Annotated in this window: 12 protein-coding genes, 1 tRNA gene and 1 pseudogene; 6 read left to right on the top strand and 8 right to left on the bottom strand. The window is 63.6% G+C overall.

All coding sequences use genetic code 11. The features are described from left to right. The first annotated feature begins 75 nt into the window (after positions 1-75). Positions 76-882: a taurine ABC transporter ATP-binding protein gene (locus tag AC13C7_RS08650; protein ID WP_172321201.1), complete on the top strand. Its 807-nt coding sequence runs from the start codon at positions 76-78 to the stop codon at positions 880-882. Further along, complete coding sequence (locus tag AC13C7_RS08645; protein WP_446118394.1) at positions 882-2,153, top strand: ABC transporter permease; 1,272 nt, start codon at positions 882-884, stop codon at positions 2,151-2,153. The genes AC13C7_RS08650 and AC13C7_RS08645 overlap by 1 nt, the downstream gene beginning before the upstream one ends. Before the next feature lie 240 nt (positions 2,154-2,393). Here the strand turns inward: AC13C7_RS08645 and AC13C7_RS08640 are convergent, their stop codons facing one another. Next, positions 2,394-3,779, bottom strand: a complete 1,386-nt coding sequence (locus AC13C7_RS08640; RefSeq protein ID WP_482867219.1) for an aminotransferase family protein — start codon at positions 3,777-3,779, stop codon at positions 2,394-2,396. Between the two features lie 168 nt (positions 3,780-3,947). Between AC13C7_RS08640 and pdxR the strand changes: the two genes are divergently transcribed. The 3 genes from pdxR to AC13C7_RS08625 all read left to right on the top strand — a co-directional run bounded on the left by pdxR (position 3,948) and on the right by AC13C7_RS08625 (position 7,663). Further along, the gene (gene pdxR, locus AC13C7_RS08635) at positions 3,948-5,417 is read left to right on the top strand and encodes a MocR-like pyridoxine biosynthesis transcription factor PdxR (protein ID WP_482867218.1); all 1,470 of its coding nucleotides are present in this window, start codon (positions 3,948-3,950) and stop codon (positions 5,415-5,417) included. A 211-nt stretch (positions 5,418-5,628) separates the two neighbouring features. Next, on the top strand, positions 5,629-7,404 hold the full coding sequence (gene xsc / locus AC13C7_RS08630) for a sulfoacetaldehyde acetyltransferase (RefSeq protein ID WP_482867217.1): 1,776 nt from the start codon (positions 5,629-5,631) through the stop codon (positions 7,402-7,404). A gap of 184 nt (positions 7,405-7,588) precedes the next feature. Further along, a tRNA-Phe gene (locus AC13C7_RS08625) sits at positions 7,589-7,663 on the top strand. A 138-nt stretch (positions 7,664-7,801) separates the two neighbouring features. Here AC13C7_RS08625 and AC13C7_RS08620 read toward each other — a convergent pair. The 4 genes and pseudogenes from AC13C7_RS08620 to AC13C7_RS08605 form a co-directional block, all read right to left on the bottom strand. Continuing rightward, a pseudogene (locus tag AC13C7_RS08620) lies at positions 7,802-8,218 on the bottom strand (integrase core domain-containing protein); the annotation flags it as partial. 278 nt (positions 8,219-8,496) lie between these two features. Continuing rightward, positions 8,497-9,729 (bottom strand): efflux RND transporter periplasmic adaptor subunit, encoded by a 1,233-nt coding sequence (locus AC13C7_RS08615; RefSeq protein WP_482867216.1) that lies wholly within the window; start codon positions 9,727-9,729, stop codon positions 8,497-8,499. Positions 9,730-9,734: 5 nt separating this feature from the next. Next, positions 9,735-12,101: an ABC transporter permease gene (locus AC13C7_RS08610; RefSeq protein WP_446117744.1), complete on the bottom strand. Its 2,367-nt coding sequence runs from the start codon at positions 12,099-12,101 to the stop codon at positions 9,735-9,737. After that, positions 12,095-12,802: an ABC transporter ATP-binding protein gene (locus tag AC13C7_RS08605; protein WP_172321244.1), complete on the bottom strand. Its 708-nt coding sequence runs from the start codon at positions 12,800-12,802 to the stop codon at positions 12,095-12,097. Before AC13C7_RS08605 ends, AC13C7_RS08610 begins: the two co-directional genes overlap by 7 nt. 94 nt (positions 12,803-12,896) lie before the next feature. On the opposite strand from AC13C7_RS08605, the gene AC13C7_RS08600 reads away from it, so the two are divergent. After that, positions 12,897-13,373 carry a GbsR/MarR family transcriptional regulator gene (locus tag AC13C7_RS08600; RefSeq protein WP_482867215.1) on the top strand — a complete coding sequence of 159 codons (477 nt, stop codon included), beginning with the start codon at positions 12,897-12,899 and terminating at the stop codon, positions 13,371-13,373. A 414-nt stretch (positions 13,374-13,787) separates the two neighbouring features. Here AC13C7_RS08600 and AC13C7_RS08595 read toward each other — a convergent pair whose 3' ends face one another. The 3 genes from AC13C7_RS08595 to hydA are packed head-to-tail and all read right to left on the bottom strand — an operon-like array spanning position 13,788 to position 16,263. Next, entirely contained in the window at positions 13,788-14,462 is a 675-nt protein-coding gene (locus AC13C7_RS08595) for an aspartate/glutamate racemase family protein (protein WP_482867214.1), read from the bottom strand. Next, positions 14,459-14,848, bottom strand: coding sequence for a VOC family protein (locus tag AC13C7_RS08590; RefSeq protein ID WP_482867213.1), 390 nt, complete (start codon positions 14,846-14,848; stop codon positions 14,459-14,461). Before AC13C7_RS08590 ends, AC13C7_RS08595 begins: the two co-directional genes overlap by 4 nt. Beyond that, a complete protein-coding gene (gene hydA, locus AC13C7_RS08585; protein ID WP_482867212.1) occupies positions 14,845-16,263 on the bottom strand; it encodes a dihydropyrimidinase in 1,419 nt (472 codons plus the stop codon). Before hydA ends, AC13C7_RS08590 begins: the two co-directional genes overlap by 4 nt. Positions 16,264-16,285 lie beyond the last annotated feature (22 nt).

Genomic DNA, 16,285 nt, shown 5'->3' with positions numbered 1-16,285 from the left:
AAACGGGCGGCGCGGGGGCTTCCTCCCGTGCCGCCTTTTCGACCAACGCCGAACACCTGAAGGGGAATGGCCGCCATGACGGGACTCGTGCTCGACAAGATTTCCATGCGCTTCGACCTGCCCGACGGCGGCGCGGTGCAGGCGCTCAAGAACATCACCCTGACCATCCAGGAAGGCGAGCTGATGTCGGTCCTCGGCCCCTCGGGCTGCGGCAAGACCACACTTCTCAACATCCTCGCGGGCTTCCTTGCGCCGACCGAGGGCACCATCGAACTCAATGGCCATTACGTCACCGGCCCCGACGCCGAACGCGGCATGGTGTTCCAGAAAGGCGCCCTTTTCGAATGGATGAGCGTGCGCCAGAACGTCGATTTCGGCCCCCGCATGAAGGGCATGGCCAAACCCGAGCGTGACCAGATCACCGATCACCTGCTCGAGGTCGTGGGCCTACAGGAATTCAAGGAAAAGGCCGTCTATGAGCTGTCCGGCGGCATGCAGCAGCGCGTGGCGCTGGCCCGCTGCCTGGCCAATGATCCGGATGTGATCTTGATGGATGAACCGCTTGGCGCGCTCGACGCGCTGACCCGTGAAAAGATGCAAGGGCTGGTGCTGAAGCTCTGGAAGGAGACCGGCAAGACCATCATCCTCATCACCCATTCGGTCGAGGAGGCGCTGCTCCTGGGCGAACGCCTGCTGGTCATGGCCCCGCGCCCCGGCCGCATCCACAAGGAATACCGGCTGCCCTTTGCCGAACGCGGCGTCGATGCCGATCTGCGCGATGTCAAGAAGACCGACCTCTTCGGAGAGACCCGCGATGAAATCCTGTCGATGATCTGGGACATGGAAGAGGAAATCATGGGCCGCACGGAAGGGGCCGCCTGATGCTGATCGCCGCCATCTATATCGCCCTCTTCGTCGCCGCCTTCTTTGCCGTCAAGGCCTTCACCGCGATGCGCGAATCGCGCCGCGATTTCACCTCGCTCAAGACCGTGACCTTCGGCGATGAAAGCGCCGTGCGCCCCAATCGCGCCGCCTCGGTCATCTCGGTCATTTCCATTTTCCTGATCTGGGGTGCCTTCACCGGTTCGGTCATCACCCCCATCCACGCGCCGGGGCCGTTCCTGGGCGAAACCTCCTTCACCTACACCGCCGAAAACGCGGCAGGGGAACGTGACGACGCCACCGTGCGTGCCATTGTCCGGCCCGTGGGCGAGGATGCCGAGCTGCCCGAAGGCGATGGCGGCGGCGACGGCTTTGCCCGCGACGACAGCGTGGCATTGAATGGCGGCCGCTCCAGCCTGATCCAGACCGGCGAGAATGACGAGGGCGCCGAGGAGGAGGGCTTTCGCATCGTCGCCATCAACGGCGAACCGATCGAGCCCGAGGCTGGCGAAGTCGTGACCGATGACGGAACCGTCACGCTCAGCCGGCGCGGCACGATCCGCTTCACCCCCTATGGCGGCTGGCAGATGGAGGAGATCTGGCTGCCCGCGCCGGAAGATGTCTGGGAACGCCTGATCGAAATCTCGCAAGAAGGCTATCGCGATTTCACCCTGGCCGAACATCTGGGCTATTCGCTCTTCCGGGTTCTGGCGGGCTTCGCCCTCGGGGCGCTGATCGGCATACCGCTCGGCTACGCGATGGGGCTTTCCAACTGGTTCCGCGGCTGGTTCGACCCGATCGTCGAATTCATGCGACCGGTGCCGCCTCTGGCGCTGATCCCGCTGGTGATCATCTGGTTCGGCATCGACGAAAGCGGCAAGATCTTCCTCTTGTTCCTCGCGGCACTCTGGATCATGACCATCGCCGCGCGGGCGGGCGTCTCGGGCGTGTCGATTTCCAAGATCCACGCCGCCTATTCTCTGGGCGCGTCCAAGGCGCAGATCATGCGCCATGTCATCATCCCCAACAGCTTGCCGGAGATTTTCACCGGCGCGCGTGTGGCGATGGGGGTCTGCTGGGGCACCGTGGTCGCCGCCGAGCTTGTCGCCGCCGAACAGGGCGCGGGCCAGATGATCGTGGCCGCATCGAAATTCCAGCTCACCGATATCGTGATCATGGGCATCATCCTCATTGGCATCATCGGCTACGGCATCGACATGCTGATGCGCTGGGCCGAACGCGTGCTGGTGCCATGGAAGGGCAAGGCGTAGCCCCCCGTTAAGGTTAACGCGCCCCCCCCCTCTTCTTTGTTCTGAAAATATCCTGGGGGAGGGCGCCCGCAGGGCGACCGGGGGCAACGCCCCCTAACCCGGCATCCAACAGGAACGACGCAGCGCGATTGGACCGGTTGTCGCCCCGCGTCTGTACGGGGGGGCATAGGGGGGTGTACGGGGGGTGTACACGCAGCTTGAGGGCGTTCCCCCCCGAATTCAGATCGAGATCACCCGCACCTAGCCGAAGACCTTGGTTAACGCCTTGTCCACGGCTTGCGTGATTTCGTCGATATCATCCGCCGTCGCGATCAGGGCCGGGCTGAAGCACAGCGTGTTGTTGAAGCCGGGCACCGACCGGTTGGTCGCCCCGATGATGACGCCTTGCGCCATGCAATCGGCCACCACGGCCTGCACGTCCTTCTCGGCGCAGGGCTCCTTGGACGTCCGGTCGCTGACCAGTTCCGCGCCCAGGAACAAGCCCTTGCCGCGCACATCGCCGATCACGGCGTGCTTTTCCGACAGCGCGTGCAGGTTGTCCAGCATCCGCTCGCCCATGCGCGTGGTGTTCTCCAAGAGGCCTTCCTCCTCGATGATCTTCATGTTCTCGATCGCCGCCGCGGGCCCCGCCGTGCAGCCGCCGAAGGTCGAGATATCGCGGAAATAGTTCAGCGGATCGGCGGCATCGTCCTTGAACATGGCAAACACCTCTTCCGTCGTCACCATGCAGGCAATCGCGGCATAGCCCGAGGCAACGCCCTTGGCCATGGTGACGAAATCGGGCTCCACCCCGTAATGCTGATAGCCGAACCAGCTGCCGGTGCGCCCGACGCCGCAGACCACCTCGTCGATATGCAGAAGCACATCGTATTTGCGGCAGATCTCCTGCACGCGGGGCCAGTAGCCCTCGGGCGGCGTGATGACACCGCCGCCCGCCGTCACCGGCTCAAGGCAGAGCGCACCCACCGTATCGGGGCCCTCGCGCAGGATGGTTTCTTCAATGGCATCAGCGGCTTTCGCCCCGTATTCCTCACCCGACAGGTCCCATTGCGCGCGGTATTCCATGCAATGCGGCACGCGCACGAAGCCGGGCGCGAAGGGACCGTATTGCGCATTGCGTTCATCCTGGCCGCCTGCCGACATCGCCGCCAGGGTGGACCCGTGATAGTCGCGGTCGCGGTAGAGGATCTTGTGCTTCTTGCCGCCATGGCGCTTATGCGCGATCTGGCGGACCATCTTGAACGCCTTCTCATTCGCCTCCGAACCGGAATTGGTATAATAGACCCGGCTCATCCCCGGCATCTTCTCGATCAGCATCTCGGCAAAGATCGAGCCCGGAATGGAGCCCGCCGAATTGGCGAAATAGTTCATCTTGACCAGCTGGTCATAGACCGCCTTGGCGATGCGCTCGCGCCCGTAGCCCACATTGACGGTCCAGACCGCGCCCGAGACGGCATCGAGATGCTCCTTCCCGGTCGCATCCCAGACCCGCATCCCCTTGCCCTCGACGATGATCCTCGGGTCATTGGTTTCCAGCGGCTTGTGCTGCATCAGGTGGTGCCACAGATGGGCGCGGTCGGCCTCGATCACGGCGGTCAGATCATTGGGGCTGAAAGGGGTGTTCATGAGTCTCTCTCCTGGATGAACAGGCATATTGGCGGGGAGTCTGACGGTTTCACAGGGCTTCAGATAGGGCCAGAGGGGGCGTGCCGATAACGCCAGAATATTGACAATTGCGGGGTCGGCAGGCAAGGCTGAATGCAGTCCAATTCACGCGGGGTCATAAGTCCAGTCATGCCCATCCCGGTGGACAGTTTCTACCTCGATCCCGACGTCGAAGGAACCCTGCAACAGAAGGTCCAACGCCTTGTTGCGGAAGGGATTTTATCAGGCCGCTTCCGCCCGGGAGAGAAGCTGCCCTCCAGCCGGAAACTGGCCCGCCACCTGCAGATCAGCCGCATCACCGTCACCAATGCCTATACCGAATTGCTGGCCGATGATTACCTGAATTCGCGCGGGCGCTCGGGCTATTTCGTCTCGAAAACCGCGCCGGTTCCAGCCAGCTTCGATCCCCCCGCAAGGTCTGAGAAGGGCGGCATCGACTGGTCCCGCGCCATCGGACGGCGCTTCGTCAGCCCCGGTTGGCCGATCCGGCCGTCCAATTGGAAGGACTACCCCTATCCCTTCATCTACGGCCAGGCCGACCCGCGCCTTTTCTCGCATCAGACCTGGCGCCAATGCGCACTCCAGGCCCTGGGGCAGAAGGATTTTTCGGTCCTGACCGCCGATTACTACGAACAGGACGATGAGCGGCTGCTGGAATACATCCAGCGCCATATCCTGCCGCGCCGGGGGATCGCCGCGCGCAAGGATCAGATCCTGATCACATTGGGCGCGCAGAACGCGCTGTGGATGACGGCACAGATCCTGCTGACGCAGCGCCGGGTCGCGGCGATGGAGAACCCCGCCTATCCCGGCCTGCGCGAGATCCTCAGCCAGACCCGCTGCCGCACCGTCGCGATAGATGTCGGGCCCGAGGGCCTGCCGCCGGGCCGGTTGCCGCCCGATACGGATGTTGTCTTCGCCACCGTCTCGCACCATTGCCCGACCAATGTGACCATGCCGCTGGAGCGCCGGAAGGAACTGTTGCGCCTGGCCGAAGCGCGCGGCTTCGTCATCGTCGAGGACGAGTATGAGTTCGAGCTGTCCTTCCAGGCGGCCCCGTCGCCCTCGCTCAAATCCATGGACCAGGGCGGCTGCGTCATCCATATCGGCTCGTTCTCGAAATCGCTCTTTCCCGGCCTGCGCCTTGGCTATGTCGTGGCCTCGGAGGAATTCATCCGCGAGGCGCGCGGCCTGCGCGGCCTGGTGTTGCGCCATCCGCCCGGCCATATCCAGCGCACCGTCGCCTATTTCCTGTCCCTCGGCCATTACGACGCGCAGATCAACCGGATGCGCCAGGCCTATCAGCGCCGCCGCGCGGTGATGGACCAGGCCATTGCCGCCGAGGGGCTGAGCATCGCCGAGAACGCGGGGCAGGGCGGGTCGAGCTTCTGGATGATCGCGCCGCCCGGGATCGACACCGAAGACCTTGCCCGCCGCCTCGACCGGCGCGGGGTCGTGATCGAACCGGGCCGCGGGTTCTTCGGGCCCGACCACGGTCCCTCGCGCCATTACCGCCTGGCCTACAGCTCGATCCACGAGGACCGGATCCCCGAGGGCATCCGCCTCATCGCCGAGGAAATCCGCGCCAGCCCCGCTTAACGCCCCATCAAGGTTAACGCGCCACCGCCCGCTTCTTTGTTCCGGAAATATCCTGGGGAGTCGCCCAGGGGGCGACGGGGCAAAGCCCCCCAAACACGCCGGTTTGGTCCTATCGGGCCGCCCGAACTGGCCCTAACGATGGCCCCCCGCAACCCGCTAGTGTCGCCACAAATCTCACCCCCCGATTTCCTGCCCGCCGGAGTCCCGCCCCATGAAGATGACCACCGAAGAAGCCTTTGTAAAAACCCTCCAGATGCACGGGATCGAGGATGCGTTCGGCATTATCGGCTCGGCCATGATGCCGATCTCGGACATCTTCGGACAGGCCGGGATCCGGTTCTGGGATTGCGCGCATGAAGGCTCGGGCGGGTTCATGGCCGACGGCTATACCCGCGCCTCCGGCAAGATGAGCATGATGATCGCGCAGAACGGGCCGGGCATCACCAATTTCGTCACCGCCGTGAAAACCGCCTATTGGAACCACACGCCGCTGCTGCTGGTCACGCCGCAGGCCGCGAACAAGACGATGGGGCAGGGCGGCTTTCAGGAGATGGAGCAGATGCGCCTCTTCGCCGATTGCGTCGCCTACCAGGAGGAGGTGCGCGATCCTTCGCGCATGGCCGAGGTGCTGAACCGGGTGATCCTTCAGGCCAAACGCGCCTCGGCGCCTGCCCAGATCAACGTGCCGCGCGATTTCTGGACCCAGGTGATCGACATCGAGTTGCCCGCCATCGTCGAGTTCGAGCGCCCCTCGGGTGGGGCGGATGCCGTGCAGGCCGCCGCCGATCTGCTGTCGGAGGCGACATTCCCCGTCATCCTGAACGGCGCGGGCGTGGTGCTTGGCGGCGCGATCCCGGCGAGCCGGGCTTTGGCCGAGCGCCTCGATGCCCCGGTCTGCGTCGGCTACCAGCACAATGACGCCTTCCCCGGCTCGCACCCCCTCTTTGCCGGGCCGCTCGGCTATAACGGGTCCAAGGCCGCGATGGAGCTGATCAAACAGGCGGATGTGGTGCTCTGCCTCGGCACCCGCCTCAACCCGTTCTCGACCCTGCCGGGCTATGGCATGGACTACTGGCCGACAGACGCGAAGGTGATCCAGGTCGATATCAACCCCGACCGGATCGGCCTGACCAAGACAGTGACCGTGGGCATTGTGGGTGACGCGAAACAGGTCGCCGAGGGGATCCTGAACAAGCTTTCGGATGCCGCAGGCGATGCGGGGCGCGACGACCGCAAATCCACCATCGCGCAGACCAAGTCAGCCTGGGCGCAGCAGCTCTCCTCGATGGATCACGAGGAGGACGACCCAGGCACCACCTGGAACCAACGCGCCCGCGCCGACAAGCCCGACTGGATGAGCCCCCGCATGGCCTGGCGCGCGATCCAGGCGGCCCTGCCGAAGGAGGCGATCATCAGCAGCGACATCGGCAACAACTGCGCCATCGGCAATGCCTACCCGTCCTTTGATGAGGGGCGCAAATACCTGGCCCCCGGCCTTTTTGGGCCTTGCGGCTACGGCCTTCCTTCCGTGATCGGGGCCAAGATCGCCTGCCCGGACACCCCCGTGGTGGGGTTTTCCGGCGACGGGGCGTTCGGTATCGCGGTGACGGAACTGACCGCCATCGGGCGCGAGGAATGGCCCGCCGTGACGCAGGTGGTCTTCCGCAACTACCAATGGGGGGCGGAAAAGCGCAACTCGACGCTCTGGTTCGACGACAATTTCGTCGGCACCGAACTGGATGAGAAGGTGAGTTACGCGGGTATTGCGAAGGCTTGCGGCCTGCAGGGCGTGCAGGCCCACACGATGGAGGAGCTGACGGCGGCCCTGGATCAGGCGCTGAAGGATCAGAAGGCGGGCAAGACGACGCTGATCGAGGCGATGATCAACCAGGAACTGGGCGACCCGTTCCGCCGCGACGCGATGAAGAAACCGGTCGAGGTCGCGGGCATCAATGCGGCCGACATGCGCCCGCAGAAGGCGGGTTGACTGGCAGGAAATTCTCCGGGCAATCAGAGGGTTGCCCGGTAGATCATTGGCTGGCCGCGAATGCCTGTCCTGACCGAAATCGAGCGCGGGTAGCAGCCCGCAGATTTTTCCAAGAACCCTATGGACAGCCCCGCCCGAACCCCCTAGAACGCCCCCACCCACGGCAAGGATTTGCCGTCCCCGTGCCCGGGTAGCTCAGGGGTAGAGCAGTGGATTGAAAATCCTCGTGTCGGTGGTTCGATTCCGCCCCCGGGCACCATTAAATCAAAGACTTAGTGGAAATCCCGATTTCTTAGGCTCACCATAGGCTCTACCGTATTCTCAACTATAATGATAGTTGCCAGGCTACAGTACCGGCACCCTTTCCTGCCGATAATTTTGAGTTCGCTAACCTAGCTTACGCCAAGCTAGTGTTCCGAGTCTGACGGTTACCACCTGTTGCCCCTGAACCGCGCCGGGTTTGCCGGAGGCTGATTTCGGTTAGCTGCGCGGCCATGGGTTCAGTTTCCAGAGCGGCGTAGAAGTTGGCCTCGGCTTCTGCGGGCGGGATGTTCCCGATCGGCTCGAGGAGACGGCGGTTGTTGAACCAGTCCACCCATTCGAGCGTCGCGTATTCCACGGCCTCGAAGTTGCGCCAAGGCCCCCGGCGGTGAATGACCTCGGCCTTGTACAAGCCGTTGATCGGCTCGGCCAAGGCGTTGACGCAGCTGTCGCCGACGCTGCCCACCGAGGGTTCGATGCCGGCTTCCGCCAATCGCTCGGTATAACCAATGGACAGGTATTGCGAGCCCCTGCCGCTGTGGTGGACCATGCCAACTTGAGTGCCCCGTCTGAACTGGTCCACCGTTATGTTTAGAAAACGGAGTAATCAGCCTCCGGGAAAACCGGGGCGGTTCATATAAGTCACCCATCATTTACGAAGGGACCGCTGCTGAAGGGCTGGAATCCCCAAGCCAATTACCGGCCACAAAACCGGGGGAACTCCAACTGCAACTCCGATTGTCAGCTTCAGATGCTCCTGACAACGCATCGCCTTTCCACAAGTCATACAAACCGGCGATAGAACACGGTCAGGCAGTCAAATCCCGCGACTCAGTTCACGACCCTTTCCGCGACGCTCATGCCTTCGGAGAGGCCGGAAGACGGATAGAGGATCACTCTGTCGTTTTCGGCCAATCCACTGGTGACCTGGGCTTCAACACCGTTGTTGGGACCTATCTCAATGGTGCGGAGTCGGGCCACGCCATCAACCACGACAAAGACAGTCCAGGCGTTCCGGCTGCGAAACAGGGCGCTGGCCGGGACGATAAGGGTGTCTTCGCTCTCCCAGACAATAATCTGCGATTCCACGCGGAACCCGTGCCCCAGGCCCGCATAGTCTTCCGATGGGCTGGCAAAAGCGATGACGGTATTCACACGTTGTTCTTCGACGCCAAGGGCCGAGAATTGCGTGATGCCGAACGGATCGACACGGATCACTTCGCCGGTCAATTCAGTCGGGCCGCCCCAATCCGCGATGATCACTGGATCGCCAACTGCGACCTGCACGGCATCCGTCGAGAGAAGTTCGACCACGACCTCCAGATCGTTTTCGATGTTTCCGATTTCCATGATGGGCGCGCCTGCGGGGAGCGAGGTTTCGCTTTCCTGCATCACGCGCAGGATGTGGCCGTCTGCCGGTGCATAGAGCGGAATATCATCGTCGGCTGTTCCGATCGCGGCGGCCAGCCGGGGGTCGTCGAAGCCGATCAGTTGGGCCTGGGCATTGGTGATCTCTGCTTCGCGCACCGAAATCGCGGCCTCGGCCGTATCGACATTCGCCTGTGCCACGCGGGCAGCCTGGCTGGCGCGGTCCAGTGCGGCTTGGCTCAGAATGCCACGTTCGACCAGTTGTTCCGTTCGTTCCAACTCGGTCCCGGCCAGGTCGCGATTGGCGAGCGCCGCATTCAGTTCGGCGCGCGCCACACGAAGTGCGGCTTCGGCGGCTGTCACAATGGCCTGTGCCCGTTCGCGCGTGCGCACATCGAGGGCTGCGGGGTTCGTCGGGCGCATGTGTGCGACGACGGTCTCACCGCGCACAACCGGATCACCGGGCTGGACGCTGACCCGCTGCAACTGGCCCGCGACCGGAGTGGAGACGACATAGGCATCGCGCACCCGGGTGCGGCCTTCTTCGTCGATGGTCAGCTGCATGGTGCCCCGTGTGACTTCACCCATATCCACCATCGTCGGACGGGGCCAGAAAGCGACAGTCAACGCGCCAACGATCAATAGCACAGTTGCCGTGGTCAGGATCATGCGGGATCGTTTTCTTGCTTTGGCCATGACGGCTACTCCCTCGTTTTCAGGGCCGAGACGAGTTCTGCTCGGTCGACATCTCGTTTCACCAGCCAGCCCGAGGCGACAGCCGCCCCAAGCACGACCATTGCGGCAAAGCCGTAGCTCGCGGGGTCAAAGACCGCGGGAATCTGATAAAGCTCACTGGAGAATCCGGCGGCAATGCCGAAGGACAGATAATAGCCCAGCACACCGCCAACCGGCAGAGCCACCAGCGTGACGATGGCCAACTCGCCCAGCAACACGAACGCGGCCTCGCCCCTGGTGAAGCCGATGACTCGCAGGCTCGCCAGATCGCGGGAGCGCTCGGCATAGGCAATGCGGGCGGCATTGTAGACGATGCCGAAGGTGATCACGAAGGCGATCGCCCCCATCACGTAGCGGATCGCGCCTGCGCCTGTGTTCATCAGGGTCTGGAACGCGACTTCTGCCTGGCTCTTGAGGCTGACGCCTGCAACGGTGGGCATGTCTTGCAAGGCTGCGTAAATCTCCGTCGCGTATGCCTCGTCTATCGACAGGTAGGCCCCGGAGACGCGGTTTGGTTCGCGCAGGGCGCGATTGAGCGTGGCAAGGTCCATGTAGGCCGGGGAACCCAACAGGCTTTCGGCGATGGCAGTGACCGGGATTTGCAGCACGGGCTGGCGGCCTTCGCGCACCTCGGCGGTCAGAACATCACCGGGCCGGATGTTCAGTTTGACCGCCAACGCGGTGGACAGCACGATACCGCCGTTTTGCAAGGGAATGTCCACCAGATCGCTGTCCAGCGCCCGGCTGAGGCGAGCGTCCGGGGACAATCCAGCGACAACGCCGCGATGGGTCGCAAGGCCGTTGCGCAACACCACAGGCACATGGCGCACGGGTTCGACATATGTCACACCCTCCATCCGACGCAGATTGAATATCGTCTCCTCCGACGCAGCATGTGTGAAGCTGACGGCAATGTCGCTTCGGTCGATGACGTTGAAGGTCAGGTCGATCGTGCGGTCAAAGCCCGCATAGATCGTGATCATCGACACGCTCAGCGCCATGCCACAGGCGATCCCGATCATCGCACCTGCCATGCGTGCAGGCTGGCGGGTGATCCGGCGCAGCACCATGCGGGAGGGTTGATCAAGAAAGCGGTTCAGAGTGTGCCCGATGGCCCCGGTGCGGCTGTAATCGGCAGGGGCCGGTGCGCGCATGGCGGAGGCGGGCGTCAAGGCGAAGACACTGCGCAGAACCAGCAGACCCCCGGCAGAAGCCGAGAGGATACTGACGCCCACGCCAGTGACAAAGGACGCCGGATCAAGCTGGAAGACGAGAAAGGGAAATTTGAAATAGGCGACATAGACCTGGATGAGCGCCCGCCCGCCCGCGATCCCCAGGAGGCACCCCGCAAGCGCGCCGCCAATGGCGATGGCAAGGACGAGCTTGAAGTAATGCGCGCCGACCTCGCCATTGGTGTAGCCGAACGCCTTCATCAGCCCGATTTCCTCGCGTTCGGACTGCACCATGCGATTGATCACGATGTAGAGGAGAAAGGCCGCAACGGCGAGGAAGATGGGCGGCACGCCCGCCGCCGCCGCCTCCAGCCCACTGATTTCCTCGCTGACAAGCTGGTTCGAGGCTTGATCTGCCAACGGATAGGCCCCGGTCCCACCATAAGGGTCGAGGATGCGATCGACGGCATCCATGACCGCCGCCTCATTTGCGCCGCGTGACAGGGACAGGAGCGCTTCGTTAAAGGCACCCTCCATGTCGTAGGCCGCCGCAAGCGCCGAGCGGCTCATCCAGATTACGCCGAAGCGGGCATCATCGGGGATCAGTTCACCCGGCGCGGTAGTGTAGAGAAACTCTGGCGCTTGAGCGAGACCCACGACCTGAAAGCTGCGTCGCGCGCCGTTCATTGTGGCGTCAATCCGGTCACCGGGGCGAAGGTCATGGGCCTGGGCAAAGGCCTCCAGCAACAGTATCTCGTCGGTGTGATCGCTGTCGATCATGCGCCCGTCGGTCAGGAACACATCGTTCAGCCGGGGATTGCGCAGATCGGGCAGGGACACTGCCTGCGCCTGCACCGGCAGATCAAAATCCGCCACGTCGATCAGTGCCGCACCCACGACACGCGGCTCTACCGCACTGACGCCATCTATCGCGGCCAGTCGCGTCACCATGCGGTCGGGCGCTCGGGTGACCGGGGCGAATACCTCGGCCAGACGGTAGCGTTCATAATAGGCGGCGCGGGTTTCATTGAGCGATGTGACCAATCCCGTCATCATCACCAACATGCCGACGCCCACGGCGATCACCATGCCGATGGCGAGAGCCTGCCCCTTCATGCGCCACAGATCGCGCAGAAGTTTATGATCGAGCGGGCTCACCATTCGATCCCTTCAGGGGTGAGCTTGGTGTCGTTGACCACCACTTCGCGGATGCCCCCGTCGGCAAAGTGGATCACACGATCCGCCATCGCCGCCTGAGACGCCGCGTGGGTCACGATCAACACCGTTGCCCCCAGCTTTTCGTTCACGTCCTTGAGCACGTTCAGAACGGCCCGCCCGGTGGTGCTGTCCAAAGCCCCCGTCGGCTCATCACAGAACAGCACCGTGGGGTTCTTGGCCACCGCACGCGCAATCGCCACGCGCTGCTGTTCGCCGCCAGAAAGTTGCGCGGGAAAGTGATCGACCCGTTCGCGCAGGCCGACCATGGCCAGTGCCGCGTCGGGCTCCATCGGGTCGCGCGCAATTTCGGTCACAAGCTCCACGTTTTCGCGGGCAGTGAGGCTGGGCATCAAGTTGTAGAACTGAAAGACGAACCCCACGTGATCGCGGCGGTAGAGGGTCAATTGCCTGTCCGTCATCTCTGACAGGTTCTGGTCCTGAAAGAAGGCATCGCCTGCCGTCGCACGGTCCAACCCGCCAATGATATTGAGCAAGGTAGATTTGCCGCTGCCGGACGGCCCAAGCAGCACAACGATCTCTCCCTCCGGAATATCCAGATCGACGCCGCGCAATGCATGCACGGCGGAGCGTCCCTCGCCGTAAACTTTGGTGATGCCCCTGGTCGAAAAAGCATTCTGCGCCATTATCAGCAAACCGTTCAGTTATTTCTGAACATACTAGACAGCTAAGGGGTGGGGCGCTAGCCTTTTATAAACTCGCCATCCCTGGAGACGCGACGTGACGAAGGCCAAACCTGTGAAATCTGTAGAAACTGCCCGCGCAGACTTTATCGAGAAAATCGGGATGATCGCGAAATCCGAAGGGCTGCCACGTATTGCGGGCCGCGTTCTGGCAATGCTGCTTTACGATGGCGAGCGGGTGTCGTTCGGGCAGCTTGCGACGGCCCTGCAAGTCAGTCGAGGCAGTATCAGTTCCAGCGTTCGCATGCTCGAAAGCCAGCAACTGATCAAACGTGTCGCCAAACCGGGCGACCGGCAAGACTACTTTCAGGTTGTCGATAATGCGTTTGTAAACATGGTGGAGGCCTCAGCCGCACGCGCGCGCCTCGCCGCTGCTGATATCGAAGACTCCCTAAACGAAATACCCTTGTCCGAGACCGGTGCGCGAGAGCGCGTCGCCAGCTACGCAGCTTTCTACCGCGCGATGGATGACGGACTGAAAACGACCGCCGAGGCGCTCAGAAACAACGAGTAGTCGCGGCCACGGCTGGAAGGTTCCGCAAGAAAGCGGTCATTGATGAGGGTACAGCGTAGGTCAGCTTTGTCCCGCATAGCGGTCGTCGATACTCCGAGAATGCTGCGGCACGCACGAATGTCCGCAATGTGGGCTGCGGCCGCAGCATCTTGACCGGTCGGTGTAAGGCAGGTTTGGGCCGATTGCTGTCATCGACTTTGCCCAGGTGAGACCTAAGCCTGCAGGTCAGGCATTCGTTCAAAAAGAGCGATGGGTCGTTGCCATACTCAAGTTCAAATCTTGAGTATCTACATCAGTGGACGGTGGAGATTGGATGGAAAATCCCGAGAGAAATGACCTCGGGTTCAGCCCGTGTTGGCCGGTTGCAGCGTGCTGGCCGCCGTTTCGCGTCACACAGTCCCGACCAGCCGCTGCTCAGGTCTCAACCCGCCGGTGGCTCTGCCGCAACGCGATCCGGCCAAGGGCCGTTGCCGCTGCCGCCTGGCAAGGCTCGACCACCGCCAGGCCGGTCTCCGCCTCCAGCGTGGCGCGGTACTGGGCCATTCCGGCGCAGCCCATGATCAGGACATCCGCGCCATCCTCGTCGCGCAGGCGCTTGCCGGTGGCGATCATCGCGGCCAGGCTCTTGCCCGGATCGGCGAGGTCGCCCACCCCGAGGCCGAGCGCGCGGTCGCCAGCCAGCCGGTCCAGCACCCCCATCGATCCGAAGGCGCGCAGGTGGCGCGGGATCGAGCCGGGCAGGATCGCGATCACGCCGAAACGCTGGCCGAGGGTCAGCGCGGTCATCACCGCGGATTCCTGAATGCCGAGGACGGGCAGGGCGGTCTGGTCGCGCAGCGCATGGAGGCCGGGATCGCCGAAACAGGCGATGACAAAGCCCGCCGCGTCGGTCTGGGCGGCGGCAAGGGCCAGCATCGGCGCAATGGTCAGGTCGGCCTGGAGCTGGCTTTCGATGCCGGGTGGGCCTTCGGCCAGGGTCAGGCAGCGGATCGGCACGCCGAAACGGCGCAGGGGATCGACCGCCGAGTCGATGGCTGCGGTCACGGTCTGCGAGGAATTCGGGTTGATGACGATCAGCGATCCGGTCATGCGCCCGCCCGTGTCGTCGATTGTATCTCGATCTGGTAGCCCTCGGGGTCGTTGAAGACGAAGGCGCGGATGCCGATCTGGTCGTTCTCGAACAGGTCCGACAGCCCGTCGAGCGCCTCGGCCCTGGCATAGCCATACCAGGCATCGACATCCGCCACCCGGATGCAGAGTTGCACCGGCTTCTCAGCGGTCCATTTGTTCATGCCCCTCGTCTCATCCACCAGCCCGACATGGGCGCCGGGGCAGATGCGGTAGATCTTGCAAAACCCCTGGTCGATGCTCAGGCGCAGGCCGAGCACGTCCTCGTAGAACGCCATCGCGGCGGGCAGGTCGCGGTAGTAGAGGAAGGTGATCGCCAGTTCATTGGGCGCGTCGGGTCGGGTCATGTCTCCTCCTCGAATTGCGTGGGCCGGGTGGCCAGATGGGGCCGGTCGATCCAGCGGCCCGCGCCGGGGGTGCCGTGGAACGCGCCGCCCTTGCAAAGGGTCTTGCCGCGCAGCATCACCTGAACTGGCCAGCCTGTGACGGTCCGGCCCTCCCACGGGTTATAGCCGACATTGTCATGCAGGTCGTCCGCGCCGTAGGTCACGCTCTTCCCCGCGTCCCAGATCACGATATCGGCATCCATCCCCGCCGAAATCGCGCCCTTGCCGGTCAGCCCATAGGTCTGCGCCGGGGCCGTGGCGGTCAGCCGCGCGAACATCTCCGGCCCCAGGCCGCCCTCGCTCATCATCGCGTCGAACATCAGCGGCAGGCGCGTTTCCAGCCCCGGCAACCCGTTGGCGATCTGATGAAAGCCCGCGTCTGGCCCTGCCGAGAGCTTGCCGGTCTCATCATAGCGGTAGGGCGCGTGATCGGAGGAGACGAGTTGCAGATCGCCTTGCGCCAGCGCCTGCCACAAGGCACGCTGATCGGCCTTCTGGCGTTGCGGCGGCGAACACATCCATTTCGCCCCTTCCAGCCCCGGACGGTCCAGCACATCCTCGGTCATCAGCAGGTAATGCGGGCAGGTCTCGGCCCAGACCGGGGCACCCTCGGCGCGCGCCTTGCGCATGGCGGCGGCCCCCTCAGCGGTGGAGATATGGAACAGCATCACCGGCTGATCCAGGTAGGCGGCGAAGCGGCACATGCGTTCGACCGCATCGATCTCGGCCAGGCGGGGATGCGAGGCGGCGTGATCGCGTGGCCGGGTCCGTCCCGCCGCGATCAGGCTTTCCCTGGCGTGGGACAGGATGGCATCGGTTTCGGCATGGACGCAGACCAGCGCCCCTTGCGCGCGGGCCTCGGCCATGACGGCGAGGATCTGATCATCCTCCAGCTTGATGTTATAGGTCGTGAACAGTTTGAGCGAGCGATGCCCCGCGTTGATCAGCATCGCCAGATCGTCGCGAAATCCTGCGACGGCGGGATCGGTCACCGTGATATGAAAGGCGTAGTCGATCATCGCCCCCCTGCGGGCGCGTGCCTGGTAGGCCGCCACGGTCTGCGCCAGTGGCTCGCCCCTGGCCTGCGCGGCGAAGGAGATCACGGAGGTCGTGCCGCCCATGGCCGCGGATCTTGTGGCGGTCTCGAACGTGTCGGCGTTCATCACGCCCATGCCCGACATCTGTTCGATATGGGCATGAACATCGACGCCGCCGGGCATCACCCAGTGCCCGCCCGCGTCGATCACCTCAGCGCCCTCGATCCGACCCCCCATGGCGGCGATCTGCCCATCCCTGATTCCGAGATCGCCGTCGATGATCCCGTCCGGTGTCACGATCCGCCCGCCGCGGATCACCCTATCCATCTCTGTCGTCATCGCCCCTCCGTTCGCGGGCGAG

It is taken from the genome of Alterinioella sp. B-7, assembly GCF_056857775.1.
This window is presented reverse-complemented; position numbering and strand designations above follow the sequence as displayed.

Bases quoted from the DNA above. Each gene is read 5' to 3' on its own strand.
- AC13C7_RS08650 (WP_172321201.1), top strand. From the start codon at position 76: ATGACGGGACTCGTGCTCGACAAGATTTCCATGCGCTTCGACCTGCCC.
- AC13C7_RS08645 (WP_446118394.1), top strand. From the start codon at position 882: ATGCTGATCGCCGCCATCTATATCGCCCTCTTCGTCGCCGCCTTCTTT.
- AC13C7_RS08640 (WP_482867219.1), bottom strand. From the start codon at position 3,779: ATGAACACCCCTTTCAGCCCCAATGATCTGACCGCCGTGATCGAGGCC.
- pdxR (WP_482867218.1), top strand. From the start codon at position 3,948: ATGCCCATCCCGGTGGACAGTTTCTACCTCGATCCCGACGTCGAAGGA.
- xsc (WP_482867217.1), top strand. From the start codon at position 5,629: ATGAAGATGACCACCGAAGAAGCCTTTGTAAAAACCCTCCAGATGCAC.
- AC13C7_RS08615 (WP_482867216.1), bottom strand. From the start codon at position 9,729: ATGGCCAAAGCAAGAAAACGATCCCGCATGATCCTGACCACGGCAACT.
- AC13C7_RS08610 (WP_446117744.1), bottom strand. From the start codon at position 12,101: ATGGTGAGCCCGCTCGATCATAAACTTCTGCGCGATCTGTGGCGCATG.
- AC13C7_RS08605 (WP_172321244.1), bottom strand. From the start codon at position 12,802: ATGGCGCAGAATGCTTTTTCGACCAGGGGCATCACCAAAGTTTACGGC.
- AC13C7_RS08595 (WP_482867214.1), bottom strand. From the start codon at position 14,462: ATGACCGGATCGCTGATCGTCATCAACCCGAATTCCTCGCAGACCGTG.
- AC13C7_RS08590 (WP_482867213.1), bottom strand. From the start codon at position 14,848: ATGACCCGACCCGACGCGCCCAATGAACTGGCGATCACCTTCCTCTAC.
- hydA (WP_482867212.1), bottom strand. From the start codon at position 16,263: ATGACGACAGAGATGGATAGGGTGATCCGCGGCGGGCGGATCGTGACA.